Genomic DNA, 26432 nt, shown 5'->3' with positions numbered 1-26432 from the left:
CTATAATTTGGGAATCTCACTATGTAAGACGTTAGTATCGAGCTATGAGACAGCATAGCGGTATCGGGGTACTCGACAAAGCCATGGCCGTGCTCTACGCGGTGGCCGAGCAGCCCTGCGGCCTCAACGAGCTGTGCATCCGCACCGGCCTGCCCCGCGCGACCGCGCATCGGCTGGCCGTCGGGCTGGAGGTGCACCGCATGCTCGCCCGCGACGCCAACGGGCTGTGGCGGCCCGGTCCGGCGCTGTCGGAGCTGGCCACCTCCGCCGAGGACCCGCTGCTGGAGGCCGCGGCGGCGGTGCTGCCGCGGCTGCGCGAGATCACCGGGGAGAGCGTGCAGCTCTACCGGCTCGACGGCCATTCCCGCATCTGCGTGGCGGCCATGGAACCGGCCGCGGGGTTGCGCGACACGGTGCCGGTGGGCGCGCGGCTGCCGCTGACCGCGGGTTCGGCCGCGAAGGTGCTGCTGGCCTGGGCCGATCCGGAGCTGCAGCGCAGCGTGCTGACCGACGCGGTGTTCGGCGACCGGGCGCTGGCCGAGGTGCGGCGGCGGGGCTGGGCGCAGAGCGCGGCCGAGCGGGCGGCCGGGGTGGCCAGCGTGTCGGCCCCGGTGCGGGATTCGACCGGCGGTGTGGTGGCCGCCGTGTCGGTGTCGGGCCCGATCGATCGGATGGGTCGGCGGCCCGGGGCGCGCTGGGCGGCGGATCTGGTCGCGGCCGCGGACGCCCTGCACAAACGGCTGTAGCCGCGCCGGTCACGCGGAACCTGTTGTCCGCCATACGCCGTAAACTACAGTCGCCGCATGGGAGTGAATCAACGCGAGCAGATCGTGATGTCCGACGCCGAGGTGGGACGATTCCTGGAGCGCAGCCGGGTCATGACGCTGGCGACGCTCGGGAGGTCGGGCCTGCCGCATCTGACGGCCATGTGGTACGGCCTGGTCGACGGTGAGATCTGGTTCGAGACGAAGGCCAAGTCGCAGAAGGCGGTGAACATCCGCCGCGATCCGCGGGTGACGGTGCTGGTCGAGGGCGGCGACACCTACGACACGCTGCGCGGAGTGTCGATCGAGGGCCGCGCGGAGATCGTGGACGACCCCGAGGCGCTGTTCCGGGTGGGGGTGAGTGTCTGGGAGCGCTACACCGGCCCGTACTCCGAGCAGGTGCGCCCGCTGGTGGAGGCGATGCTGAACAAGCGGGTGGCGATCCGGGTGGTGCCGGATCGCCTGCGCAGCTGGGATCACCGCAAACTGGGCCTGCCCGCGATGCCCGCGGGCGGCTCGACCTGGCCCTCCGAGGAATGAGATTCCCGCCGAAAGCACGCGGGGATCACCGGCCTGGCACGGCCTATACCTGATCCCGGCATGCGCCTACACCTGACCCCGGCATGACCTGACCCCGGCATGCGCCTACACCTGATCCCGGCACGGCCTACACCTGATCCCGGCATGCTTTTGGCCGGGATCCACCCTGGAACGCGAAAAAGGCCCTCAGCTCATCGAACTGAGGACCTTCGCTGTAGCCCCGACGGGATTTGAACCCGCGCTACCGCCTTGAGAGGGCGGCGTCCTAGGCCGCTAGACGACGGGGCCAGGGGATCTTCCGATCCGAGATGCCCGGCCAGCTTAACCGGCCGAGACCCGGCGACCAAATCGCCAGGATGTTGTTCGTCTCGACCGCGAAGCGAAGCGAATCAACACTCTCTGCTGGGGTACCAGGACTCGAACCTAGAATGGCTGAACCAGAATCAGCTGTGTTGCCAATTACACCATACCCCAATGACCTGGGCGTTCGGGCCCTCCCTGGCTGGGTGGGGCGCCGTTGTCCGGGCCGGGAAGAAGATTACCAAACCCTGCCCGGTCAACTACAAATCGCCTGATCAAACCCCCGTTTTCGGGCTATTCGACGCCGATCGAACCGGCGGCGGCACGCAACCGGTCCATGGTCGCCGCCCGGCCCAGCAACTCCAGCGACTCGTACAGCGGCGGGCTGATGTGCGATCCGGTCACGGCGACCCGCACGGGGGCGAACGCCTTGCGCGGTTTCAGGCCCAGATCGTCCACCAGCGCCGTTTTGAGCGCTTCCTCGAGCACGGTCGCGGTCCACTCCGAAATGCCGTCCAGCGCCGCGATGGCGGCCCGTAACACCGGCGCGGCGTCGGGCCCGAGGTTCTTTTCGGCCGCGGCCGGGTCGACGGTGAACTCGCCGGCCGGGACGAACAGGAATTTCAGCAGGTCCCAGGCGTCGGCGAGGACCACGATCCGGGTCTGCACCAACTCGGCCGCGGTTGCGAAAAGCTTCTCGTCCACTTCCGCACCGATGTGGCCGTGCTCGGTCAGGTACTCCCGCAGCCGGTGAGCGAAATCACCCGGCTCCAGCAAACGAATGTGCTCGGCGTTGATCGCGTCGGCCTTCTTCTGATCGAAGCGGGCCGGATTCGAATTCACTTTCGATATATCGAAGGCCGCGACCATCTCCGCCATCGAGAAGACGTCGCGGTCCTCGGCGAGGCCCCAGCCCAGCAGCGCGAGGTAATTCAGCAAACCTTCCGGAATGAATCCGCGGTCCCGGTGGACGAACAGATTCGACTCGGGATCGCGTTTGGACAACTTCTTGTTGCCCTGCCCCATCACGAACGGAAGATGTCCGAACCTCGGGGTGAAGTCCGCGGCCCCGATTCGCTGCAACGCCTCGTACAGCGCGATCTGCCGCGGCGTGGAGGAGAGAATGTCCTCGCCGCGCAGCACGTGCGTGATCTTCATCGCGGCGTCGTCGACCGGATTCACCAGCGTGTACAGCGGTTCGCCGGTGCCGCGAGTGAGCGCGAAATCGGGCACCGACCCGGCCCGGAACGTGGTTTCCCCGCGCACCAGATCGTCCCAGGACAGATCGTGGTCGGGCATGCGCAGCCGGACCACCGCGCCGCGGCCCTCGGCCTTGTAGGCGGCGATCTGCTCGGGCGTCAGGTCGCGATCGTGGTTGTCGTAGCCCAGCTTGGGATCCCGGCCGGCGGCGCGGTGGCGGGCCTCGACTTCTTCAGGGGTGGAGAAGGATTCGTACGCCTCCCCCGCCGCCAGCAACCGGCGGACCACGTCGAGATGCAGCTCACGCCGCAGCGACTGCCGGTAGGGCTCGTAGGGTCCGCCGACCTCGGGGCCCTCGTCCCAGGTGAGGCCGAGCCAGCGCAGCGCGTCCAGCAGCGCCCGGTAGGAGTCCTCGGAATCGCGTGCGGCGTCGGTGTCTTCGATGCGGAACACGAATGTTCCACCGTGGTGCCGGGCGTACGCCCAGTTGAACAGGGCGGTCCGGATCAGGCCGACATGGGGGGTGCCGGTCGGTGACGGGCAGAATCGGACCCGTACGTCAGTCATGTCTCTCTCTCGATCAGCGTTTGGCGGCAACGGGATTGGTCAGCGTGCCGATGCCCTGGACCGTCACGGACACTGATTGCCCATCCTGCACCGGTCCTACACCTTCCGGTGTTCCGGTGAGGATGACATCGCCCGGGAGCAGCGTCATCACCGTGGTGACCCATTCGATCAGCTTCGGAATGTCGTGCAGCAGAAGCGAAGTCCGGCTGCGCTGGCGGACCTCGCCGGACAGCTCGGTAGTGATCTCCAGATCCGTTGGGTCCAGCTCGGTTTCGATCCACGGGCCGAGCGGGCAGAAGGTGTCGTAACCCTTGCCGCGGGTCCACTGGCCGTCGTGTCGCTGCTGGTCACGGGCGGTGACATCGTTGGCGACGGTGTAGCCCAGGATCACCTCGCGGGCCCGGGCGGCGGGCACGTCCTTGCACGGGCGGCCGATCACCACGGCCAGTTCGCCCTCGTAGTCCACCTGAGAGGAACTGGGCGGCAACAGGATAGGAGCGTTCGGTCCGATGATGGCGGTGCTGGGCTTGAGGAAGATCACCGGATCCTCCGGGGCCTCCCCGCCCATCTCGCGGGCGTGCGCGGCGTAGTTCTTACCGACGCACACCACCTTGCTGGCCAGGATCGGCGCGAGCAGCCGGACATCGGCCAGCGGCCAGCTGCGGCCGGTGAACGTCGGCGTCCCGAACGGATGTTCGGCGATTTCCCGCGCGACGCTGTCCGAATCCGATCCTTCGATACTGACGAACGCGACCCCATCGGGGCTGGCTACACGACCTAGACGCATGAATCGCAGTCTATCCACCTGGGTGTATGCGGCCGACCACCCGGGTGTATCGTTTTCACGTGTTCAACCTGTAGGAATATGATCCCATTATTTGAGATAGAGGTGAGGCCGTGGGCACCATGACCCAGATGCGCACGACGAGGCGGTGGACGATGCTCGGGCTCGGGGTGTTCGCCCAGAGCGCCACCGCGGTGGCCGTGCAGGGCGCCCCGTTCCTGCTCCCCGCCCTGACGGCCCGTGGAATGCCTTTGGCCACAGCGGGTCTGCTGGTCGCCATGCCGATGGTCGGCATGGTCTGCACGCTGATCCCCTGGGGCTACGTGATCGACCGGGTCGGCGAGCGGGTCGCGCTGGTGGCCGGTCCGGCGGTGATGCTGGTCGCGGGCGCGGCGGCCGCCTCGGTGACGAATTACCTTGTGCTGGGGGCGCTGCTGCTCGTCGCGGGCATGGGCGCGGGCAGCACCAACGGCGCCAGCGGGCGGGTGATCGTGGGCTGGTTCCCGCCCCGGCAGCGCGGGCTGGCGCTGGGAATCCGGCAGACCGCCCAGCCGCTGGGGGTCGCGATCGGCGCGCTGACCATCCCGACCATCGCTGCGGCACACGGGTTCTCCACCGCCATCCTGGTGTCGGCGCTGATGGCAGGGGTGGCGGCGATCGGCTGCGCGGTCGGCATCGTAGATCCGCCGCGACCGGCCGCGACGGCAGATGCCCGGCCCGCCAACCCGTATCGCGGCTCGGCCACGCTGTGGCGGATTCACGGCGTCTCGATGCTGCTGGTGATTCCGCAGGCCACGGTGTGGACCTTCGCGCTGCTGTGGCTGCACCGCGACGTGGGGCTGTCGCTGGCGACGGCCGGTGCGCTGGTCACCGCGACCCAGATCCTGGGCGCGGCAGGGCGAATCGGCGCGGGGGCGTGGTCGGACCGGGTCGGGAGCCGGTTGCGGCCGCTGCGGACGGTCGCCGTCGCGGCCGTGATCTCCATGTCCGCCTTGGCCTTCGCCGCCTGGCTGCACTGGTGGTGGGCGGCGATACCCATCCTGATCGCCGCCTCCGTCATCACCGTGGCCGACAACGGACTGGCCTTCACCGCCGTCGCCGAGATCGCCGGACCCTATTGGAGCGGACGGGGTCTCGGCGTCCAGAACACGGGGCAGTACCTCGCCTCGGCCGCGGTCGCGCCGCTGTTCGGCGCGCTCATCAGCGCCGCCGGATTCTCGGCCGCGTATCTGGTCGCGGCGGCGACGGCCGTGGCCGCGGTTCCGCTCGTCCCGATGGACCGGACGCGGGCGACTACCCGCGAGTAGACCGGCACCGCTGTCCTTTTCGCGATGTTCCGGTGTCGGTGCTCGGCGTCCTCGCCCGGTGCGCCAGTGTGATCATCGTGCGCGGCACGCCGTTTCCGCTGCCGTCGCGCGCCGCCGCCGGAATACCCTTGGCCGCAGTGGATCTGCTGATCGCCATGCCGCGGGTCTGGGTGGTGGTCGCGCTCGTCGGCCGGGGGTACGCGACAGATCGCTTCGGCGCGCGGGAGGCGGTGTTCGCCGGTCCCACAGCGGCATTCGTCGCCACGGCACTCTGCATACTCACGACGAATCATGGTGTGCAGGGTGCATTGCTGTTGGTCGCGAGCATGGGCACTGCGAACATGAACGGGGCGAGCGCCGGGTGGTTCCCGCCGGATCGGCGCGGCGTCGCCCTGGGCATCGTGCAGGCGTCGCAGCGCTGGTCGTGCCGACAGTCGCTGCGGCGCACGGATTTTCCGGCGCGATCGGCCGGTGACCGAAATGTCCGGCCTGCCAACCCTCCCCCGCCGCCGTCGCCCTCACGGCCGGAATCGCCCCCGCCGCAGTCCCGCTCGCGCCGATCGACCGCACCGCCGCGCCCGCCGCCGACCGACATCCGAGCTATCGCCCGGCATCGGTTGCTGGAGGGGATCGGAAGTTAGCTGAGTCGACAAGAGCCGCAACCGGTTCCGTCCGGAGTGCGGCGAAAACCCTACGGCACGAAACGGTTCCGTTCGGCATGATAAACGGCTCAACTTCAGACCTGGGCGCCGCCGGGGCGGAGATGGTACCGACCGGAAAGTGAAAAGCCCTGCACTCGAATCGGATTCGAGCACAGGGCAACTGGTCAAGCGTTCAGACTGCGGCGGCGATGCGGTCGCCGATCGCCACGGTGGACGCGGGGGCGGTCCGCGCGGCGAGATCCTTGGCGACGGCGGCCTCGATGCGGGCGGCGCCGTCGGTGTTGCCGAGATGGGTGAGCAGCAGCGCGACCGACAGGATCGCGGCGGTGGGGTCGGCCTTGGACTGCCCGGCGATATCGGGGGCGCTGCCGTGCACCGGCTCGAACATGCTGGGGTTGACGCCGGAGGCATCGATATTGCCGGAGGCGGCCAGGCCGATGCCGCCCGAGACGGCGGCGGCGAGGTCGGTGATGATGTCGCCGAACAGGTTGTCGGTAACGATCACGTCGAAGCGGCCCGGATCGGTGACCATGAAAATCGTTGCGGCGTCGATGTGCTGGTAGGCGACCTCGACGTCCGGGTACTCGGCGCCGACCTCGGTCACCGTACGCTGCCACAGCGAGCCCGCGAAGGCGAGCACGTTGGTCTTGTGCACCAGGGTCAGATGCTTGCGGCGGCGCTGCGCCGCGTCGAACGCGTACCGCACCACGCGCTCGATGCCGAACCGGGTGTTGGTGCTCACCTCGGTGGCGACCTCGTGCGGGGTCTGCACGCGGATCGCACCGCCGGTCCCCGTGTACGGCCCCTCGGTCCCCTCCCGCACGACGACGAAGTCGATATCCGGCGCCCCCGACAGCGGGCTGGTGACACCCGGGTACAGCCGGGACGGCCGCAGATTCACATGATGGTCGAGCGCGAACCGGGTCCGCAGCAGCAGCCCCCGCTCCAACACACCGCTCGGCACCGACGGATCCCCGATGGCCCCCAACAGAATCGCATCATGCCCCCGCAGCTCGTCGAGCACCCCGTCCGGCAGCACCTCCCCCGTCGCGTGATACCGCTTGGCCCCCAGGTCGTAGTGCGTCCGCTCCACCCCCGGCACCACCACATCGAGCACCTTCAACGCCTCGGCAACAACCTCAGGCCCAATCCCATCCCCTGGGATGACAGCAAGCTTCATCGACAACGCTCCATTCCAGTTCACTCACCACAGACATCAAGCTCAACGACCCCCGCCACCATATCGACCACCCCACCCCCATTCCACACCAGGGCACTCTGTTCCCAAATATTGAGACCCCCACCGCTCGCTAACGCTCGCGGCGGGGGAAATAGGTACGGGAACGCTCCGTCAGGGGAATAGGTACGGGAACGCTCCCGTCGGGGGAATAGGTACGGGAACGCTCGCGGCGGGGGAATCGAGAATCCGCCCAGCGCAGGAGAAGAGATGCCGCCCTCGCACGGAGGGATGTCGCTCGCACAGGAGGGATGTCGCTCGCACAGGAGAGATGCGGCCCAGCGCAGGATTAGAAATGCCGCCCAACCAGGAGACCGAGACGCGTCCCCAACGTAGGTAATCGAAGTGCCGCCTGGCGAGGGGCAAGACATGCTGCCCGACAGGAAGATACGAGATGCCCCGACAGGAAGACACGAGTTCCCGCCCGAGAGGGAAACACGGATGCCGCCCGACACGAAGACATATGGGTCTGCCCTGAAGGGGACAAAGTACGCCGACCGGCAGGACGACACGAGACGCCGCCCGACACGACTGTCCCGCCGAGCACAGAGAAGTCGCGTGGCGGATAAGAGGGCAGACCGGTCCCAAGATGCGCATCACCGACCGCACGATCCGGAACGGACAGGTGGCCGACTCGGGCGGCGCTGAGAAATCTTGGCCGAACCAGGGACCCGGCTCCCCACTGCGACCCTGTCCCCGCTGCCCGGCGGGCCACAGATCCCCCTGCCGGGCGGGCCACAGACTTCCCCTACCAGGCGGGCCACAGACTTCCCCTACCAGGCGGGCCACAGACTTCCCCTACCGGGCGGGCCACAGACTTCCCCTACCAGGCGGGCCATTGATTTCCCCGCTGCCCGGCCCCCTAGGGCCGGGCAGCGGGGATCTCTCAGCTCAGGTCGACCAAGGCGATCTTGGCGGCGCCAACCGTGGTGGCGATGGCGGACTGGACGTCGGCCGGGACCTGCTGATTGACCCGCAAGATGACGGTGGCGCCTTCCTTGTCCACATCCTGGCTCAGCTGGGCGGCCTGGATGTCGATGCCTGCTTCGCCGAGTTTGGTGCCGATCTTGCCGAGGGCGCCGGGGCGGTCTTCGTAGTTGAGGACGGCCAGGTTGAGGCCCTCGGCGCGCATGTCGTAGTTGCGGCCGTTGATGTTGACGATCTTCTGGACCTGGTCCGGTTCGGTCAGGGCGCCGGCCACGTTCATGGTGCGGCCGTCGCCGAAGACGGCGCGCAGGTCGACGAGGCTGCGGTGGCTGGGGCTTTCGGTCGCGGTGGCGACGGTGGCCTCGATGCCGCGATCCTTGGCCAGGGCGGGGGCGTTGACGAAGGTGACCGAATCCTCGGTGAGGGCGGAGAAGACGCCGCGCAGCGCCGACAGCTCGAGCACCGCGACATCGTGCGCGGACAGCTCACCGCGGACCTGCACCTCCACGCTGACCGGCAGCTCGTCGGCGAGCGCGCCCAGCAGCGCGCCCTGCTTGCGCACGATCTCGAGCCAGGGGGCGACGAACTCGTCGACCGTCCCGCCGTGCACATTCACCGCGCCGGGCACGAAATCGCCTGCGAGCGCGAGCAATACCGACTTGGCCACATCGGTCCCCGCCCGATCCTGCGCCTCCGACGTGGAGGCGCCCAGGTGCGGGGTCACCACGACCTGCGGCAGCTCGAACAGCGGGCTGTCGGTGCACGGCTCGGTCGCGAACACGTCGATACCCGCCGCCCGCACGTGCCCGGAGGTGATGGCATCGGCCAGCGCCTGCTCGTCGATCAGCCCACCGCGCGCGGCATTGACGATGACCACGCCCTTCTTGGTCAGCGCCAGCTTCTCCTTCGACAGCAGACCCTTGGTCTCGGGCGTCTTCGGCAGGTGCACCGAGATCAGATCCGCCCGGCCCAGCAGCTCGTCCAGCGACACCAGCTCGATACCCAGCTGCGCGGCCCGCGCGGGCGAGACATAGGGATCGTAGGCAATGATCTTGGTTTCGAACGCCGCCAGCCGCGCCGCGAACAGCTGACCGATCCGGCCCAGCCCCACCACGCCCACGGTCTTGCCGTAGATCTCCACACCGTTGAACTTGCTGCGCTGCCAGGTGTGCTCCCGCAGCGTGGCATCCGCGGCCGGGATCTGCCGGGCGGCGGCCAGCAGCAGCGTGACCGCATGCTCGGCGGCGGTATGGATATTGGAGGTCGGCGCGTTCACGACCATCACCCCGCGCTCGGTCGCCGCGGGCACATCCACATTGTCCAGACCCACGCCCGCGCGGGCGACGATCTTCAGCCGCTTACCCGCCTCCAGCACCTCGGCATCGACGGTGGTCGCCGACCGCACCAGTAGCGCATCCGCCTCCGGCACCGCCGCCAGCAGTTCGGGCCGGTTCGGGCCGTCCACCCAGCGAACCTCCACACCCTCACCCAGCGCATCGACAGTCGACTGGGCAAGCTTGTCCGCGATCAGAACAACAGGACGGCCTTGTTGGCTCACTGGGAGTACTCCTGAGAGGAAGGGACCGGCATTTACCGCCGTCAGCTTAATCGTCCGGATTCACGATGTCCGTACCCCCCGGCAGTAGGGCGGGGGTACGGACGACCGGTTCTGTAGGGGCCCCGGCCAAAAGCACGCCGGGGACAAGATGAACGCGCGCCAAGGGACGAGATGAGCGCGCCGAGGGACGAGATGAGCGCGCCGAGAGGACAACGCGAGCGCGCCAAGGGGACAACGCGAGCGCGCCAAGGGGACAACGCGAGCGCGCCAAGGGGACAACGCGAGCGCGCCAAGGGGACAACGCGAGCGCGCCAAGGGGACAACGCGAGCGCGCCAAGGGGACAACGCGAGCGCGCCAAGGGGACAACGCGAGCGCGCCAAGGGGATGCGATGCTCGCTCAGGGGACAAGACGGGCACGCCAGGGGACGCGATGCACGCCCAGGGGGCAAGACGGGCACGCCGGGGGACGCGATGCACGCCGAGGGGACGAGACGGGCACGACGAAGGCGCGGTGGGTGCGCCGAGAGGATGCCACTGCGCCCATTCGTAGCGGCAAGGGGAACGATTGCGTGAACCCGATTCGTCGGTGGTGTGCCGGTTGCGCGAATCCTTGGCCAATCCAACAGGCCCGAGGGCGGCCAAAGTGCTTACGAGGTGGCCAGTTTCGTGATTGCGTGGGGTCCGGACTTCGCGGCGGGGCGCGAATACAACGGCTACTCGCTGATCGACCTCACCCCACCGTGCCGGATCTGCCGGGCCTGCCGCCGGTGTCCGAGCTGGACGGAAAGTCGTTGCGCGCGGGCGGTTCCGGGCATCCGGCCGATGCGGGCTGCAAGGTGACCACCGGGGCCGCAATCGACTAGACGGCCCGCACGCCACCGTCCTCCTCGTCCTCGACCGCCCGCATCTCGTACACCCGCTCCAGGAAGTCGCGGTGCGCGCGCAGCGTGGAGTCGAGCAGTTCCCGCCAGGTGCGGCGGTCGATGCGGGAGTCGCTGTCCAGCGACGACCGCGAGGCTGGGCGCAGCTTGTCGATGTGGTCGACGATGAACGTCAGCCGCCGGCGCGGGAATTGCGCACCGATGCGCGGATTCTCGGTGAGGAAGGTGTCCAGGGAGTAGAGGTAGTTGATGGCGCGGTTGTACTCCTCGTCGGTGAGGTGGTAGTCCATCCGCTTGATCTCCACGATCCACAGCTCGCCGGAGTCGTGCAGCAGCACGAAGTCCGGCTCGCGCTTCTCGCTGCCGATCGAGGTGGTCACCAGCGTCGCCCCGAACTTCTGCAGGTACCAGCGCTCGAAGCTGGCCCGCACCCGCTTGAGCGATTCGTTCATGCCCAGCGGCGTCCACTCCGGCGCGAGCAGCCACGGCGCGCGCTCGATCAGTTCCTGGAAGGGACGCTCGAGCGAGCGGCGATCGTCGATCAGGCGGCGCAGCCGGTCCACCACGGCGACCCGCTCGCTGGCGATCTGGCCCAGCGAGTAGATCTCCGCGACCCGGGCGCGCTCGAACAGCGCCACCACCATGTCCAGCCGCGGATCGGTGTCCTCGGCGATCTCCTTCATCGTCGCCAGCAGGCTGCGCTGCGGTCCCAGCGAGAGGGCCAGTCGCACAATGCTTTCCACGTGACCGTGATCGTCGAGGGCGGCGCGGTCCTTGCTGGCCACCAGGATTCGCGCCGCGTCGATGACAGAATCGCGAAACATCCTGTCGCCCGGTGCGATCGCCTCCAGCGACTCGTAGATGCACGACTTCTCGACGAACTCCTCCCACACCCGCCGCCGCAGCGAGCGCTCTCCCATCCGGCCGATCTCGCGGATCAGCTCCCGGCCCCACGCCGCCAGCGCCTCCCCGCGCGGCGAATTCCACATGATGTCCTGGCGATCCGAGCGCACCAGGTCCTCGTCGTCGTCGAGCCAGTCCACGTGGATGGCCCCGACCAGATACGACCGCAGCTTGAACTCCCCGGTGAAGCCCGCCGGGATGCCGAAATCCCGGGTCTGGGCGACGATCTTGCCGCGCGCGTAGATGCGCACCCCGGCCATGGCCTCGTCGCGGTAGGGCTGCTTGGAGTAGGCCACCCAGCCCGTCACCGGCAGCTGGGCGCGGCCGACGCGAACGGGCCGGTGCGCCAGGTCGATTCGGGTCTCCTCCATCACGTCGATCGGGAGGTCGCTGAGGATGAAGCTCTCGCCCGCGACGGCGCCGTTGTGCACCTCCACCCGCCAGTCCGAGCGTTCGATGCCGAAGCGGGCGGCCAGCTGCCGGTTGAGTTCCGGGCCGGAGTTCACCCGCTTGCGGAAGAAGTCGCGCAGGATCACCGTGGTGCCGCGACGGTCGCTGAACATGCCGTCGCGCGCACCGGGTTTCGGGTAGTAGTCGCTCTCGGTGTCGGAGAGCATGTCGTAGAGGTCCATGACGATGTGCGAGACCGGCCAGCCCGCGGGGGTGCGGTCGGCGGACCCGCTGCCCGCGGTGATCACCTCGATGGTCCGGCAGATGCCGAAGGCGGCGAGCTTGCCGATTCCCTTGCGGCCCATGACCGGTCGCCGCCGCTCGCGCGACAGGTCCGAGCCGGTACGCAGCCGCCGGTCGGAACCGACCATCAGGTAGTGCGCGTTGACCTCGTCGGCGGTCATGCCGTGGCCGTTGTCGGTCACGATGATCTCGTACTGCGGCTCCTCGGCCGCGCGCACCGTGCCCGCCAGGGTGACGCCCCACGGCAGGGTCACCCGCACCAACGTCGCGTCCGCATCGTAGGAGTTGGCGATGAGCTCGGCCAGAACCGCCGAAACCCGGTCGTAGAGTTTGATTCCCAGTTTGTCGATCGCCAGCCGACTGATCCGCATCGTGTACTTGTGGTCGTCCGGCTCGACGGTGCCCACGTCGATATCCATGCGTCGGGCCTCCCACTCGCCCGTCGGCAGCCGCCCTTCAGCTACCGGTCCCACCATCCTTCAGTTCGCCGTTGACCAGGGACTTAACGAGGAACGTCCGGCTCGTCACAACCCGATCCCGGCGTTTGCTCCACGTCTCGAAACGATCACCGACCGCCGCTGTGACGCAGGCAAAATGGGCTGCGCCCGGGGTGTGCCGATCCGTAGCATCGGCTGAGACGAGACGAGGCCCCGCACGGTGGTGCGGGGCCTCGTCTGAAGTCTGCTGTCAGAGCACGCGGACTTCCTGAGCCTGCGGGCCCTTCTGGCCCTGGCCGATCTGGAACTCCACGCGCTGGCCCTCGTCGAGGGAGCGGAAACCCGAACCGGTCACAGCCGAGTAGTGCACGAACACGTCGGGACCGCCGTCATCCTGCGCGATGAACCCGAAGCCCTTCTCGCTGTTGAACCACTTCACAATGCCTTGCGCCATTTCATACCTTCTGTAGACGAGCCAGGGCCAACCTGTGAGCACCCCGGTCTCGTTCGTCCACCTTGCCATGCCGACGCACGAACGCGCCACGAGGGGCACCCCCTGAATCGGACTCGGCAGTGCCGCACCGCGCATTCCACGAGCGCACAATTATCGGGACGTGATTATGCCGTGATACGCGAACACCCCCGCGCGCCGGACGCACAGCAATGATTCCGGCAATACGCGCGGGGGTAGTCGACGTATTCGATGAATCGACCCCTGCCATTCCCTGCCCGGGGTCGGCCCGCAGGTCGCGTCAGGCGACCATCGAGCAAGCTCAGCGACCGAACGAACCGGTCCAGAGGGTGTCGACGAGACCGTGGAAAGCGGCACCGAAGGTGCTGAACAGACCGTTCAGGGCGGCGCTACCGGTGTCGATGATAACGGGGATCATGGAATACCTCTCCTTGAGACAACCCAGTCGAACTGGCTGACAAAAAGCTTATCGAGAGGTGTGAAAAATCCGTTACCCAGAAGATTAGGGGAGTGACGGGAACAACAGGAATTCGGTGTCCGTGCCCCGGCTCACAGACCTAGCCGAGCAGCAGGCGCACGCCGCGCGCCTCGGGGCCCGCCTTGGCCCGGCGCACCTCGAACTCCACCCGCTGGCCCTCCCGCAGCGAACGGAATCCGGCGCCCTGCACCTCGGTGTAGTCGACGAAGACGTCCGGCCCACCGCCGTCGGAGGCGATGAAGCCGAACCCCTTCTTGCTGTCGAACCACTTCACCGTGCCGCTTGTCATCTCCCACACCTTCTCGCCGTTCGGACCAGGCAGGAGAGTAACGACACGCGGGCGCGGAGTCCAGGGCCGAATTTGGGTCAATCGTCCCCGCGTCGATCACGAACCCAGGTAACGCACCTGACCCGGCTTGGCGGCCTCGTAGGCGGGGCGGCCGGACAGATGCTCGGGCACCCCGACCTCCCACCAGGCCCCGGCCTCGGTCCAGGCCGAGGGCTGCGTGCGCACCACGACCACGGCCGGGCGGGAGTGCGCGATCGCGGCCGCGCGGGCGTTCTCGTACGCCTTGCGGAACCCGGTCAGGTCGGTGGCCCGGAACACCTCGCAGCCCAGCGCCTTCGCGTGCGCGGCGAAGTCCACCCGCGGCGGTCTCGGGCTGTTGGTGCGGCATTCGGTGTAGAAGTTGTTGAAGGCGTTGCCGCCCTGCCCCTCCTGCAATCGCGCGATGACCGCGTAGCCGTCGTTGTCGCACACGACCGCGACCAGCGGGTGCCCGGCGAAGGCCGCGGAGAACAGCTCGGAGTTCAGCATCAGATACGAGCCGTCGCCGAGCATGGTGGTGACCAGGCCGCGGCGGTGCGCCATGGCCGCGCCCCACGCGCCCGCGAGTTCGTAACCCATGCAGGAGAATCCGTACTCCACGTCCATCGTCGGCTCGCCGCCACCGGCCCGCCAGCCGCCGACCAGCTCGCCGGGCATGCCGCCGGAGGCGGTCATCACGTAGTCGGTGGGCGCGCTGAGATCGTTGACCGCGCCGACGATCTGGGCGTAGCTGGGCACGCCGGGGGTGGGGGTGCGCAGCTTGTCGATGTAGGTGTCCCATTCGGCGCGCACCGCGGCCGCCCGCGCCGACCAGCCGCCCTCGACCCGCCAGTCCGCCAAGAGCGGCGCCAGATCCTCCAGTGCCGCACCGGCATCGGCGACCACCTCGAGCGCGCCGTGCTTGACCGCGTCGAACCGGGCCGCGTTGATGCCGACCAGCCGCACGCCGGGCGCGAACACCGTCCACGACGCGGTGGTGAAGTCCTGCAACCGCGTTCCGACCGCGAGCACCAGATCCGTCTCGGCGGCCAGGGTATTCGCGGACAACGATCCGGTGATGCCCAGCGGTCCCGCGTACAGCGGGTGGTCGTGCGGGACCAGGGTGCGCCCGGCGGTGGTCTCGGTGACCGGAATGCCGTGCCGCTGCGCGAGTTCCAGCGCCCGTCGCCCCGCGCCCGAGTACCGCACCCCGCCGCCCAGCACCAGCAGCGGCCGCTCGGCCGACCGCAGCGCGCGGGCGGCCTCGGTGATCGCCCCGCGATCCGGGCGCGGGCGCCGGATGGGATGCACCACCGGGGCGAACAGGGCTTCGGGGAAGTCGTAGGTCTCGGCCTGCACGTCCTGCGGCAGCGCCAGCGTCACCGGGCCCGCGTCGGCGGCGTCGGTGAGCACCCGCGCCACCTGCGGCAGCGTCGCGATCAGCTGCTCGGGCCGGGTGATGCGGTCGAAGTAGCGGCTCACCGGGCGGAACGCGTCGTTGACGGTGGTGGTCGGGTCGTCGAAGTGCTCGACCTGCTGCAGCACCGGGTCCGGGGCGCGGCTGACGAAGGTGTCACCCGGAAGCAGCAGCAGCGGCAGGCGATTCGCGTGCGCGACACCGGCGGCGGTCACCATGTTCAGCGCGCCCGGGCCGATCGAGGAGGTCGCGACACCGACCTGCCGCCGGTGGGTCGCCTTGGCCAGGCCGACCGCGGCCAGCGCCATGCCCTGCTCGGTGTGCCCGCGCCAGACCGGCAGCACGTCGCGCCGCTCCTCCAGCGCGGTGCCCAGGCCCAGCACGTTGCCGTGCCCGAAGATCGCGAAAACCGCGGGGAACAGCGGTACCTCGCGACCGTCGAGGGTCTCCGAGTGCTGGGCGATCATCCAGGCGACGAGTGCCTGCGCGGTGGTCAGTTTCATGGACATCGCCCCTCAGTCGTGAACAGTGGAACAGGGAACCGTCATTGCGCCCGCCCCCGGTGATCGGTGACCGGGCAGCGCGGGTCGGTGGGCTGTTCCGCCCAGGTGTCGCGGACCCAGCCGTGCGCGGGATCGTCGCAGAACGCCATCGACCGCTCGTCCGCGGGTCCGGCCAGCACGTTCAGGTAGTACATGGGATAGCCGGGCGCGGCGATGCACGGGCCATGGTAACCGCGCGGGACCAGGAAGACGTCGCCGTCGCGGACCGCCACGTTCTCGTCCAGCTCGCCGTCGGCGGTGTAGGTGCGGTGCAGGCCGAAACCCTCGGGGCCCGGGGTGATTCCGTCGCGGCCCGCGATGCGGAAGTAGTAGATCTCCTCGTTGACGACCTCGCACTCGCTCGCCTCGTCGTGCTTGTGCGGCGGGTACGACGACCAGTTGCCGTCCGGGGTGATGAGCTCGCAGGCGTTGAGCTTGTCGGCGTGCTCCCACGCCCCGGGCGCACCGAAGTTGGTGACCTGGCGGCTGGCCTGCCCGCCGCCGCGCACCTCGACCGGAACGCCCTCGGCCGGACCGTATCTCGGCTCCAGCCGCCGGGTGCAGCGGGCCATCGGCAGCGCGATCTCCGCGCCCGCCGCCGAGATCAGCTCGACCTCCGCGTCGCGCGGCACGTAGGCGAAGTCGGTGACGCGGGTGAATACCGTGTCGCGCCCGGCCAATTCGAACACCTGCCCGTCCACCCGCACCGTGCACGAGCCCGCGAGCGGCAGCACGAACGCCTCGTACTCGCCGGTGCGCACCGCGCGCGCCACGCCGGGGGCCAGCCGCAGCACGCGCAGGCCGGTGTAGGCCCAGCCCGCCGCGTCGGCGGTCAGCAGCACGGGATCGGTTCCGTCGGACAGGCTTCCGGCCGGTCGATGCAATGCGCTCACCGCGCCTCCTTCAGAATATCGGCGGCCGCCTGCACGGCGCGCGCCACGTCACCATCGGGGGGATAGAGCAGGCTGCGGCCGACGACGAGACCGCGAGCGGCACAGTGACTCAGCGCACCGCCCCAGGATGCCAGATCCGCGGCGATATCTCCGGAGGGGGCGCCGCCGAGCAGCAGCACCGGCAGCGTCGTGGCGTCGAGCACCGAAAGATCCTGCGGCGCGGGAATCTTCAGCCAGGTGTGCGCGGAGGTGACGCCGAGGCCGGAGGCGACGGTGATCGCCCGCTGCAGCGAGGCCGCGTCGGTTTGCAGGCGCAGCGTGCCGGATTCGTCGCGGCGATACGGCAGCGGCTCGACCATCGCCATCAGCCCGTGCGCGGCGAGTTCGGAGACCGCGTCGGCGCAGGCATGCAGGGTGGGGATGGTGCCCGGGTCCGAATCCACCAGGCGCAGCAGCATTTTGCCGCCGTCGAGCCGGGACTCGACCAGCGAGCGGGCGTTGTAGCCGGTGAACCGGTCGTCGATCTCCCAGTCCGCGCCCGCCAGGCCGCCGCGATTCATCGAGCCGAGGACGATCTTGTCGTGCAGGGCGTCCAGCAGCAGCAGTTCCTCGATGATGTCGGGCGAGCCGAGCACGCCGTCCACCTCCGGGTTCTCCAGCGCGATGAGCAAGCGCTCCAACAGGGTTCGCCGGTCCGCCATCGCGGTGGGATCGGCCCCCACCCCGAGCGCGCCGCGCGCGGGATGGTCGGCGGCGACCAGGAACAGGGTGCGCTTCGCGGACAGCAGTGCCGGGCGGCGTCTTCGCCCGGCGTAGGCGCGCGCGATCGCGCCGGGGTCGCCGGCGCGCACCCACAGCAGCTCGTGCCAGCGCTTCTCGGTCAGATGAACCATCACAACTCCTCGCTCCCACTCCCCCTCAACGACACAGCAATTCCTCGATCTCGTCCGCGGTCGGCATGGCGTCGGCGCAGGCCAGCCGCGAGGCCACCAGCGCCCCGGCGGCATTGGCGTAGGCGCCGATCCGATGCGGATCCCAGTCCGACAGCAGCCCGTGCACGAGCGCGCCGCCGAAGCCGTCGCCCGCGCCGAGCCCGCACACCACCTCGACCGGGCACGGCGGCACGGTCCAGCGCTCGGATTCGGTGGCGACGAGCACGCCGTCGGCGCCGCGCTTGATCACCGCCAGCCGCACGCCGCGCGCCAGCAGCCGGTCGGCGGCCTCGTCGGGGTCGGCGCTGCCGACCGCCACCTGCGCCTCGGTCCGGTTGCCCACCACCACGTTCACGTGGTCGAGCATCCAGCCGATCTCCCGCCGCGCGGTCGCCATGTCCGGCCAGAACATCGGCCGGTAGTCCAGATCGAGCACGGTGTGCCCGGCGCGGGCGCGCCGCCGCAGGATCTCCCGCTGCGTGCCGCGGCCGGGTTCGGCGCTCACCCCGGTGCCGGTCACCCACAGCAGCGGCACCGATGCCACGACGTCCCAGGGGACCTCGTCCGGGGTGAGGGTCAGGTCGGGCGCGATCGGGGCGCGGTAGAACAGCAGCGGCGGATCGGCGGGCGGGTTCAGTTCGCAGAACACCACGGGCGTCTGCAGATTCGGCGCGGTCGACACGTGTTGCGCCGAGACGCCGAAGCCCGCCAGCGCGGTGCGCACGTAGTCGCCGAAGCCGTCGGGGCCGACCTTGGTGAGCACGGCGCTGCGCCGTCCCAGCCGGGCGGCGGCCACCGCGACATTGGTGGCGGTGCCGCCCAGCGACTTCGCGAAGGTCCGCACGTCGGCCAGCCGCACGCCGCTCTGTTCCGGATACAGGTCCACCCCGACCCGGCCGATCGTCAACGCCTCCAGGGTCTCACTCATGACACCACCCGTTGCAATTCGTGTTGCAGCGCATCCAGTTCCGCGCCGCCTGCCATCTGCCGGGTCAGCTCCGGCAGGTCGATATCGGACTTCTCGTAGGAGCCCAGCTGGGCGCCCCGCTTGAGCAGCAGGAACCGGTCGCCCACCGGGTAGGCGTGATGCGGGTTGTGGGTGATGAGGATGACGCCGAGGCCGCGATCGCGGGCCTGCACGACGTAGCGCAGCACCACCCCCGCCTGTTTGACGCCCAGCGCCGCGGTCGGCTCGTCCAGGATGAGCACCTTCGCGCCGTAGTGCACCGCGCGGGCGATGGCGATGCACTGCCGCTGGCCGCCGGACAGCGTGCCGACCGGCTGCTCCATGTCGCGCAGCTCGATCCCCATGTCCGACAGCGCCTTGCGGGCGATCTCCTGCCCCTTGCGGCGATCCAGCAGCCGCAGCGGGCCGACGCCGAAGGTCGGCTCGGAGCCGAGCACGAAGTTGCGCCACACGCTCATCAGCGGGACCACCGCCAGATCCTGGTACACGGTGGCGATGCCGTGGTCGAGCGCCGAACGGGGCGAATCGAATCGGGTCGCCGCGCCCTGGATCTTCAGCTGGCCCGCGTCGTGCCGGTGCACCCCGGCCAGGATCTTGATCAGCGTGGACTTGCCCGCGCCGTTGTCGCCGAGGACGCAGGTCACCTCGCCCGCGTTCACGACGGTCGACACGTCGCGCAGCGCGACCACGCCGCCGTAACTCTTTCCGATACCAATGGTTTCGATCAGCGGAACGCTCATCGGCGTACCCTTTCCGCGCGCTTCTTGAAGGCGTTGTTCACCAGAACGGCCGACAGCAGCAGGATGCCGAGGAACAACATGAACCAGTCGCTGTCCCAGCGGGCGAACACGATGCCCTGCCGGGCCATGCCGAAGATCAGCGCGCCGATCGCCGCGCCGACCACCGACCCGAATCCGCCGGTGAGCAGGCAACCGCCCACCACCGCGGCGATGATGTACTGAAACTCCAGTCCCACACCCTGATTGGCCTGCACGCTGGCGAACCGCAGGATATTGCAGGAGCCCACGATCCAGCCCGCGAACGCGGTGCCCATGAACAGCAGGATCTTGGTCCGCACCGCGGGCACGCCGACCGCGCGGGCGCTGGGCAGCGCGCCGCCGACGGCGAAGATCCAGTTGCCGAACCGGGTGCGCACCAGCAGCAGCGCGGCGAGCAGCGTCACCACGATCCACCACACCACCGACGCCTGGATGCGGGCGTCGCCGAGGTTGGTGGTGGCGGCGAACACCCAGCCCGCCGAGGAATAGCCGGGGGCCGAACGGATTCCGGACACCTGCACGGTCCCGGTCACCAGCCGGGTGACGCCGAGGTTGAGGCCCTGCAGGGCCAGGAAGGTGCCGAGGGTGACGATGAAGCTCGGCAGCCCGGTGCGCATCACCACCCAGCCGTTGAGCGCCCCGACCGCCAGCGCGAACAGCAGCGAGGCCAGCAGCGCCAGCCACACGTTCCACCCCGCGTGCACCGCCAGCAGCGCGGTCACCAGCGAGGTGGACGCCGTCATCACACCGGCGGACAGGTCGAATTCGCCGCCGATCATCAACAGCGCCACCGCGACCGCCATGATGCCCAGCGTGGAGGCGTCGTCGAGCCAGGTGGCCACGCCGAGCGGGCTCAGGAACTTGTCGGTGATGATCGAGAAGAACGCGAACACCACCAGCGCGCCGAGCGCCGAACCCAGCTCCGGCCGCACGATCAGTCGGTTCAGCAGCGTCGAGCCCTGCTCGGACGGCGCGGGTAACGCTCCGGATGTGGTTGCGGCAACACTCATTTCATCCACTCCTGTCCTCACCGGGTGCCCTGCGCCACGAGCTTGGCGATGGCGTCGACGTTGCCCTTGTCGACGAAGGCCGGTCCGGTCTGCACCGGTGCGCCGCCGCCGATCGTGTTGAGGTTCTTGCGATAGGTCAGCAGCATCACCACCGGCAGGTAGCCCTGCTCGTACTGCTGCTGGTCGACGGCGAACAGCAGCGTGCCCGCGCGAATCGCCTCCACCACATCGTTGTTCAGGTCGAACGTCGCGACCTCCGCCGGGGAGTGCGACTCCCGCGCCCCGGCCACCGCGCGGGCGGCGATCTGCGAATTCAGCGTCAGCACCGCGTCGATCGAATGGTCGGCCTCGAGCGCGCCCTTGATGCGCGACTGGACGTCGGTGGGATTGTTGATGTCGACCTGCAGCGTGGTCGCGTTGCCGCCGAAGCCCTGGATGGCGCCGGCGCAGCGATCGTTGGCGCCGATATTGCCCGCCTCGTGAATCACGCAGAGCATCTTGGTCTTCCCGGCATCCTTCAGGCGCTTGCCCGCGGCCTGCCCGGCCAGCCGTTCGCTCTGGCCGACATGGCCGATGGCGCCGTACTGCGCGCTCTCGGCCTCGCCGGAATTGATGGTGACCACCGGAATGCCCGCGGACACGGCGCGTTCGATGGACGGGCGCAGCGCCTCCGGATTAGCCATCGAGACCACCAGCCCACCCACGCCCTGCGCGACCGCGTTATCGATCAGCTTGGCCTGCTGCCCCGGATCGCCCGCGGAGTTGTACTCCACCCGGATTCCGAGATCCTTGCCCGCCGCCTCGGCGCCGTTCTTCACCACGTTCCAGAAGGCGTCGCCGGGCGTGCCGTGCGTGACCACCGCGACCGAGTCCAGCTTGCCCGCGGCGACCGGGGCCGAGGTCTGGGTGACCGGCCCGTCGGCGCCCGGGCCGCTGCACGCGGCCAGCACCGTCCCGGCGGCCAGCCACGGCAGGATGCGCCGCCAGCGGCGCGGTCGAGACATCGTTGTCATAGTTCCCACCTGACTCTTTCCAGCTAGATCCGAGCGGACTCCAGGGCGGCGCCCACGTCCGCCAGATAACGTAGGCTGCGCGCGGCGTCGCGGCTGGCAGCCTCGGCCGCATCCCCCGGCGACAGCGCCGTGTCCTGCTCGATCACGTACCAGCCCCGGTATCCGGCCGCGGCGGCGAACCGGATCAGCGCCGCGACGTCGACATCGCCCTCACCCAGCGGGACGTACAGGCCCCGGCGCACGGCCTCGCTGTATTCCATTCGCCCGCCGCGGATCTCGTCGGCGACGGCCTTGCGGACGTCCTTGAGGTGAATGTGGCCGATGCGGTGCGCGTGACGCCGCGCCAGCGCGACCGGATCGGTGCCGCCGACCAGCAGGTGGCCGGTGTCCAGGCAGATGTCGAGTTCGGAGTCGGCGAGGAAGCGCTCGACCTCTGCCTCGGTCTCCACGTGCGTGCCCACGTGCGGGTGCAGCACCGCGCGCAGGCCGTGTTCGGCGGCGATGTCGCGGATGCTGGCCGCGGTGTCGATCAGCGTGCGCCATTCGTAGTCGCTCAGCGGCGTCCGCGCGTCGTAGCCGTCCTGCCCGGTGGCCGCGGCCAGCACCAGCACCTCCGCGCCGGTCGCGGCGAACAGTTCCGCGCTCTCGCGGGCGGCGGCCAGCGCCCTGCTCGGCTCGGTGTGCAGGGGCAGCGCGAGGAATCCGCCGATCGCGGTGATGCCGTACGGCTCGAGCAGGGCGCGCAGTTCCCGGGGCTCGGTCGGAAGGTATGCGGGCGGCCCGAATTCGGTCGCGGTCAGTCCGAGGGCGGCCATCTCGGACAGTACGGTCCGCGCGTCGAGCACCTCACCCCAGCCGGGAACTTCGCAGACTCCCCAGGAGATCGGTGCGGCGGCGATGCGCAGCGGGTGCAACGGTTCGGTCATCAGGACTTCTCCGGCCTGTCGGTTGCGAGTTGGAGCGCTCCACATCGTTGGAGCGCTCCAACTATGTAACCTGCATCACGGCGTGTCAAGAGTCTCTTCTGCACCTAAATACGGCTATCTACCTCGGAAGATGCGCTCACGCAGGACAAATGCCGCATCGAGGGATCGCCGAAATTGTCTCGTTAGAGCGCTCTATTGATTGGAGCGCTCCAACGCTGTAACGTGCGACACACCGATCTCGCCGACCGATGGAGGACCACCACGATGACGCGACCCACGATGGAGGACGTCGCCGCCCGAGCCGGCGTCTCCCGCGCGCTGGTCTCGCTCGTCATGCGCGGCTCACCGAAGGTCAGCGAACACCGCCGCCACGCGGTGCTGGAGGCGGCGAAAGAGCTGGGCTACCAACCGCATGCGATGGCGCGCTCGCTGGCCAGCCGCACCTCCGACATCGTCGGCGTCATGGTCTCCGACCTGCACAACGCCTTCTTCGCGGACGTGGTCGAGAGCATGGACACCACCGCGCGCGAGTCCGGGCTCGAGCTCATCCTCAATACCGGCCGCCGCAGCGCACCGCGCGAACGCACGGCGCTGGCGAGCCTGCTGGCCTTCCGCCCGGGCGGGGTCATCCTGCTGTCGCCGGTGCTGCCCGCGGCCGCGATGCGCCCGGCGGCGCAGCAGTGCCCGGTGGTGCTGGTGTCGCGCACCTCCACGGTGGCCGAGATCGACACGATCAACGACGACGGCGAGGTCGGCGTCGGACTGGCGGTGGATCATCTGGTGTCGCTGGGGCATCGGCGGATCGTGCACTTCGACGGCGGCGGGGCCTTCAGCTCCGCGCCGCGCCGCCGGGGCTATGTCGCCGCCATGGAGCGCCACGGCCTGGAGCCGATGGTGGTGCCCAGCGAGCACACCGACGCGGCCGGCCTCGCCGCGGTGCGCAAGCTGCTGAAGGTGTTCTCCCCCACCAACTTTCCCACCGCCCTGGTGTGCGGCAACGACTTCAACGCGGTCGGCGCGATGTCCGCGCTCCAGGAGGCGGGACTGCGTGTTCCGCACGATGTTTCCGTGGTCGGCTACGACAATTCGTCGCTGGCCGCGCTGCGGCACATCTCGCTGACCACCATCGACCAGCCGCGCATCGAGATCGGCCGGCTGGCGGTGCAGGCACTGGTCGAACGCCTGCGCGAGGGCCGCACCGCGCCGGTCCGCCGCCGGGTGCAGCCGTCGCTGGTCGTCCGTGCGACGACGGCCGCCCCACTCAACTGAAATCCCCCGAAATCCCCTCCCCTCGAGCCCGAATGGAGTCAGTCGTGCCCGACCTGGTATCCCATTGGATCGACGGCGCATCCGCCGCCGGATCCTCGCCTCGCCGAGGCCCTGTCTTTCAGCCCGCCACCGGGCATGTCGCCCGCGAGGTGGCACTCGCCGACGCCGATGATGTCGACGCCGCGGTGGCCTCGGCGGTGAAGGCGGCCGCCGACTGGGCCGACAGCTCGCTGTCGATGCGCACCCGGGTGCTGTTCCAGTACCGGGAGCTGCTGCACCGCCACCGCGACGAGCTGGCCGCGCTGATCACCGCCGAGCACGGCAAGGTGCTCGACGACGCCGCCGGTGAGGTGCAGCGGGGGCTGGAGGTGGTCGAATTCGCCTGCGGTGTAACGCAACTGCTGAAGGGCGAGCACTCCGAGCAGATCTCGCGCGGCGTCGACAGCTACTCGGTGCGCCAGCCGCTCGGCGTGGTCGCGGGCATCACCCCGTTCAACTTCCCGGTAATGGTGCCGCTGTGGATGGCGCCGGTGGCGATCGCGTGCGGAAACGCGTTCGTGCTCAAGCCCTCCGATCGCGACCCGTCCGCGTCGCTGCGGCTGGCCGAGCTGGCCACCGAGGCGGGCCTGCCGCCCGGCGTCTTCAATGTGGTGCAGGGCGATGCCCAGGCGGTGAACCGGCTGCTGGCCCATCCGGATGTGGACGGGGTGTCGTTCGTCGGGTCGACGCCGATCGCCAAGCACGTCTACACCACCGCCACCGCGGCCGGGAAACGCGTGCAGGCGCTGGGCGGGGCCAAGAACCACATGGTGGTGCTGCCGGACGCCGATATCGACACCGCCGCCGATGCCGCGGTGTCGGCGGGCTACGGCAGCGCCGGGCAGCGCTGCATGGCGATCTCGGTGCTGGTCGCGGTGGGCGATACCGCCGACGCGCTGGTCGAGGCCGTGGCGGCGCGCACCCGGGAACTGCGGGTCGGGCCCGGCACCGACCCCGAGTCGCAGATGGGTCCGCTGGTCACCGCGGCGGCCCGCGACCGCGTCGTCGCCAATGTGGAATCGGCTGTGGCGCAGGGTGCCCGGATCGTCGTGGACGGCCGGGACGTGCGGGTGCCCACCGAGGGCTTCTGGGTCGGACCCACCCTCGTCGACCACGTCACCCCCGAGATGCGGGTCTACACCGAGGAGATCTTCGGGCCGGTGCTCGCGGTGGTGCGGGTCGACACCTTCGAGGAGGCGTTGCAGCTGGTCAACGGCAATCCCTACGGCAACGGCACCGCCATCTTCACCGACAACGGCATGGCCGCACGGGAATACCAGCGCCGGGTGCGGGTCGGCATGGTGGGCATCAATATCCCGATCCCGGTGCCGATGGCGTACCACAGCTTCGGCGGCTGGAAGGATTCGCTGTTCGGCGACACCCACATGCACGGCCCGGAGGGCGTGCGGTTCTACACCCGCGCCAAGGTGACCACCGCCCGCTGGCCCCGTCCGGCGCGCGGCGTCGAACTCGGATTCCCCACCGCCCACTGATCTTTCGTCGACAGGAGCACTCTCATGACCATCCGGTTGGGCCTCGCCGGCACGGGCCGCATCGGCACCTCGCACGCCGAAATCCTCAAGGCCCTGCCCGATGTCGCGGCGGTCGTCGTGACCGACACGGACACCGAGCGCGCCCGCACCACGGCCACCAAGCTGGGCGTGGAGTTCGCCCCCGATATCGACGCGCTGCTCGATTCCGGCATCGGGGGCCTGGTGATCACCACCGCCACCGATTCGCATCCCGAGCTCATCACCCGCGCGGTCGATCGCGGCATCCCGGTGTTCTGCGAGAAGCCGGTCGCCGCCGATATCGAGGGCACCCTCGAGGTCATCCGGCACATCGAGGGCTCCCCGATCCCGGTGCAGATCGGCTTCCAGCGCCGATTCGACGCCGGATATCGGGCCGCGCGGGCCGCGGTCGCGTCGGGCGAATTGGGTTGGCTGCACAGCCTGCGCGCCACCACCCTGGATCCGGCGCCGCCGCCCGCGGAGTACATTCCGCGCTCCGGCGGCCTGTTCCGCGACTGCGGCGTCCACGATTTCGACATCATCCGCTGGGTCACCGGGCGCGAGGTCACCGAGGTGTTCGTGCTCGGGGCCAATCGCGGCGAGCGATTCTTCGTGGACGCGGGCGATGTGGACACCGCGGCGGTGGCGATGCGAATGGACGACGGCGCGCTGGCGACGGTATCGCTGGGCCGCTACAACGGCGCGGGCTACGACGTGCGCCTCGAGGTGCTCGGTTCGAAGGGCAATGCCATTGTGGGACTGGACGATCGGGCGCCGCTACGCTCGGTCGAGCCGGACTACCCGGCCTCGGCATATCCGGCCTATCCCGGATTCATGGACCGCTTCCGCCACGCCTACGCCGAGGAACTGGCGATCTTCCTCGACGTGGCCCGCGGCCGAATCGAAAACCCCTGCAGCCCAACCGACGCGGTAGAGGCGTTCTACATCGCCGAGGCATGCGAACTGTCCCGACAGGAGCGACGACCGGTAGCGGTCGACGAGGTCCGGCACTAAAAGCCTTCTCCTTCAGTGTCGGCCGACATCGTCGCCCACCTATGATCCCGGTCTGCCCGCCTATGATCCCGGCGTGCTTTTGGCCGGGATCATAGGCGGGCT

Annotated in this window: 23 protein-coding genes and 2 tRNA genes; 8 read left to right on the top strand and 17 right to left on the bottom strand. The window is 69.3% G+C overall.

Annotation, left to right across the window (positions count from 1 at the left end; translation table 11 throughout):
* The first annotated feature begins 44 nt into the window (after nucleotides 1-44).
* Together HPY32_RS32270 and HPY32_RS32265 are read left to right on the top strand one after the other, a co-directional pair.
* On the top strand, nucleotides 45-746 hold the full coding sequence (locus HPY32_RS32270; protein WP_067578527.1) for an IclR family transcriptional regulator: 702 nt from the start codon (nucleotides 45-47) through the stop codon (nucleotides 744-746).
* 57 nt (nucleotides 747-803) lie between these two features.
* Nucleotides 804-1304, top strand: coding sequence for a pyridoxamine 5'-phosphate oxidase family protein (locus HPY32_RS32265; protein ID WP_067578525.1), 501 nt, complete (start codon nucleotides 804-806; stop codon nucleotides 1302-1304).
* 215 nt (nucleotides 1305-1519) lie between these two features.
* Here the strand turns inward: HPY32_RS32265 and HPY32_RS32260 are convergent.
* From HPY32_RS32260 to HPY32_RS32245, 4 genes are all read right to left on the bottom strand, one after another.
* Nucleotides 1520-1592 (bottom strand) — tRNA-Glu (locus HPY32_RS32260).
* Nucleotides 1593-1706: 114 nt separating this feature from the next.
* A tRNA-Gln gene (locus HPY32_RS32255) sits at nucleotides 1707-1778 on the bottom strand.
* Between the two features lie 120 nt (nucleotides 1779-1898).
* Nucleotides 1899-3371 (bottom strand): glutamate--tRNA ligase, encoded by a 1473-nt coding sequence (gene gltX / locus HPY32_RS32250; protein WP_067578523.1) that lies wholly within the window; start codon nucleotides 3369-3371, stop codon nucleotides 1899-1901.
* Between the two features lie 13 nt (nucleotides 3372-3384).
* Nucleotides 3385-4158 (bottom strand): fumarylacetoacetate hydrolase family protein, encoded by a 774-nt coding sequence (locus HPY32_RS32245; protein WP_067584557.1) that lies wholly within the window; start codon nucleotides 4156-4158, stop codon nucleotides 3385-3387.
* 119 nt (nucleotides 4159-4277) lie between these two features.
* Between HPY32_RS32245 and HPY32_RS32240 the strand changes: the two genes are divergently transcribed.
* Nucleotides 4278-5462 carry an MFS transporter gene (locus HPY32_RS32240; RefSeq protein ID WP_067584555.1) on the top strand — a complete coding sequence of 395 codons (1185 nt, stop codon included), beginning with the start codon at nucleotides 4278-4280 and terminating at the stop codon, nucleotides 5460-5462.
* Between the two features lie 32 nt (nucleotides 5463-5494).
* Complete coding sequence (locus HPY32_RS32235; RefSeq protein WP_067578521.1) at nucleotides 5495-6103, top strand: MFS transporter; 609 nt, start codon at nucleotides 5495-5497, stop codon at nucleotides 6101-6103.
* Between the two features lie 193 nt (nucleotides 6104-6296).
* Here HPY32_RS32235 and HPY32_RS32230 read toward each other — a convergent pair whose 3' ends face one another.
* On the bottom strand, nucleotides 6297-7304 hold the full coding sequence (locus HPY32_RS32230; protein ID WP_067584552.1) for a 3-isopropylmalate dehydrogenase: 1008 nt from the start codon (nucleotides 7302-7304) through the stop codon (nucleotides 6297-6299).
* A 943-nt stretch (nucleotides 7305-8247) separates the two neighbouring features.
* The gene (gene serA / locus HPY32_RS32225; protein WP_067578519.1) at nucleotides 8248-9846 is read right to left on the bottom strand and encodes a phosphoglycerate dehydrogenase; all 1599 of its coding nucleotides are present in this window, start codon (nucleotides 9844-9846) and stop codon (nucleotides 8248-8250) included.
* A 675-nt stretch (nucleotides 9847-10521) separates the two neighbouring features.
* On the opposite strand from serA, the gene HPY32_RS32220 reads away from it, so the two are divergent.
* On the top strand, nucleotides 10522-10710 hold the full coding sequence (locus HPY32_RS32220; RefSeq protein ID WP_197696340.1) for a hypothetical protein: 189 nt from the start codon (nucleotides 10522-10524) through the stop codon (nucleotides 10708-10710).
* On the opposite strand, the gene HPY32_RS32215 is transcribed toward HPY32_RS32220, so the two are convergent.
* The 11 genes from HPY32_RS32215 to HPY32_RS32165 all read right to left on the bottom strand — a co-directional run bounded on the left by HPY32_RS32215 (nucleotide 10707) and on the right by HPY32_RS32165 (nucleotide 22497).
* A complete protein-coding gene (locus HPY32_RS32215; protein WP_067578517.1) occupies nucleotides 10707-12743 on the bottom strand; it encodes an ATP-binding protein in 2037 nt (678 codons plus the stop codon). The genes HPY32_RS32220 and HPY32_RS32215 overlap by 4 nt on opposite strands.
* A 268-nt stretch (nucleotides 12744-13011) precedes the next feature.
* Nucleotides 13012-13215: a cold-shock protein gene (locus HPY32_RS32210; protein WP_067584549.1), complete on the bottom strand. Its 204-nt coding sequence runs from the start codon at nucleotides 13213-13215 to the stop codon at nucleotides 13012-13014.
* Nucleotides 13216-13790: 575 nt separating this feature from the next.
* On the bottom strand, nucleotides 13791-14000 hold the full coding sequence (locus HPY32_RS32205; protein WP_067578515.1) for a cold-shock protein: 210 nt from the start codon (nucleotides 13998-14000) through the stop codon (nucleotides 13791-13793).
* Nucleotides 14001-14096: 96 nt separating this feature from the next.
* Complete coding sequence (gene iolD, locus HPY32_RS32200) at nucleotides 14097-15938, bottom strand: 3D-(3,5/4)-trihydroxycyclohexane-1,2-dione acylhydrolase (decyclizing) (RefSeq protein ID WP_067584546.1); 1842 nt, start codon at nucleotides 15936-15938, stop codon at nucleotides 14097-14099.
* 41 nt (nucleotides 15939-15979) lie between these two features.
* Nucleotides 15980-16870 carry a 5-deoxy-glucuronate isomerase gene (iolB, locus tag HPY32_RS32195; protein WP_067578513.1) on the bottom strand — a complete coding sequence of 297 codons (891 nt, stop codon included), beginning with the start codon at nucleotides 16868-16870 and terminating at the stop codon, nucleotides 15980-15982.
* Nucleotides 16867-17763, bottom strand: coding sequence for a Cgl0159 family (beta/alpha)8-fold protein (locus HPY32_RS32190; protein ID WP_067578511.1), 897 nt, complete (start codon nucleotides 17761-17763; stop codon nucleotides 16867-16869). Before HPY32_RS32190 ends, iolB begins: the two co-directional genes overlap by 4 nt.
* A gap of 25 nt (nucleotides 17764-17788) precedes the next feature.
* Complete coding sequence (gene iolC / locus HPY32_RS32185; RefSeq protein WP_067578509.1) at nucleotides 17789-18730, bottom strand: 5-dehydro-2-deoxygluconokinase; 942 nt, start codon at nucleotides 18728-18730, stop codon at nucleotides 17789-17791.
* Complete coding sequence (locus tag HPY32_RS32180; protein ID WP_067578507.1) at nucleotides 18727-19509, bottom strand: ATP-binding cassette domain-containing protein; 783 nt, start codon at nucleotides 19507-19509, stop codon at nucleotides 18727-18729. The genes iolC and HPY32_RS32180 overlap by 4 nt, the downstream gene beginning before the upstream one ends.
* Nucleotides 19506-20558: an ABC transporter permease gene (locus HPY32_RS32175; RefSeq protein ID WP_067578505.1), complete on the bottom strand. Its 1053-nt coding sequence runs from the start codon at nucleotides 20556-20558 to the stop codon at nucleotides 19506-19508. The genes HPY32_RS32180 and HPY32_RS32175 overlap by 4 nt, the downstream gene beginning before the upstream one ends.
* Nucleotides 20559-20575: 17 nt before the next feature.
* Nucleotides 20576-21562, bottom strand: a complete 987-nt coding sequence (locus HPY32_RS32170) for a sugar ABC transporter substrate-binding protein (RefSeq protein WP_067584544.1) — start codon at nucleotides 21560-21562, stop codon at nucleotides 20576-20578.
* Between the two features lie 32 nt (nucleotides 21563-21594).
* Nucleotides 21595-22497, bottom strand: a complete 903-nt coding sequence (locus HPY32_RS32165; protein WP_067578503.1) for a TIM barrel protein — start codon at nucleotides 22495-22497, stop codon at nucleotides 21595-21597.
* A 264-nt stretch (nucleotides 22498-22761) separates the two neighbouring features.
* Between HPY32_RS32165 and HPY32_RS32160 the strand changes: the two genes are divergently transcribed.
* The 3 genes from HPY32_RS32160 to HPY32_RS32150 are packed head-to-tail and all read left to right on the top strand — an operon-like array spanning nucleotide 22762 to nucleotide 26330.
* The gene (locus tag HPY32_RS32160; RefSeq protein ID WP_067578501.1) at nucleotides 22762-23766 is read left to right on the top strand and encodes a LacI family DNA-binding transcriptional regulator; all 1005 of its coding nucleotides are present in this window, start codon (nucleotides 22762-22764) and stop codon (nucleotides 23764-23766) included.
* A gap of 32 nt (nucleotides 23767-23798) precedes the next feature.
* Nucleotides 23799-25298 carry a CoA-acylating methylmalonate-semialdehyde dehydrogenase gene (locus HPY32_RS32155; protein ID WP_067578500.1) on the top strand — a complete coding sequence of 500 codons (1500 nt, stop codon included), beginning with the start codon at nucleotides 23799-23801 and terminating at the stop codon, nucleotides 25296-25298.
* A gap of 24 nt (nucleotides 25299-25322) precedes the next feature.
* A complete protein-coding gene (locus tag HPY32_RS32150; RefSeq protein ID WP_067578498.1) occupies nucleotides 25323-26330 on the top strand; it encodes a Gfo/Idh/MocA family protein in 1008 nt (335 codons plus the stop codon).
* Nucleotides 26331-26432 lie beyond the last annotated feature (102 nt).

The sequence above is a fragment of the Nocardia terpenica genome, assembly GCF_013186535.1.
GTDB classification, from domain to species: domain Bacteria; phylum Actinomycetota; class Actinomycetes; order Mycobacteriales; family Mycobacteriaceae; genus Nocardia; species Nocardia terpenica.
Note: the sequence above shows the minus strand (reverse complement) of the source record. Positions and strands in the feature narration are given on the sequence as shown.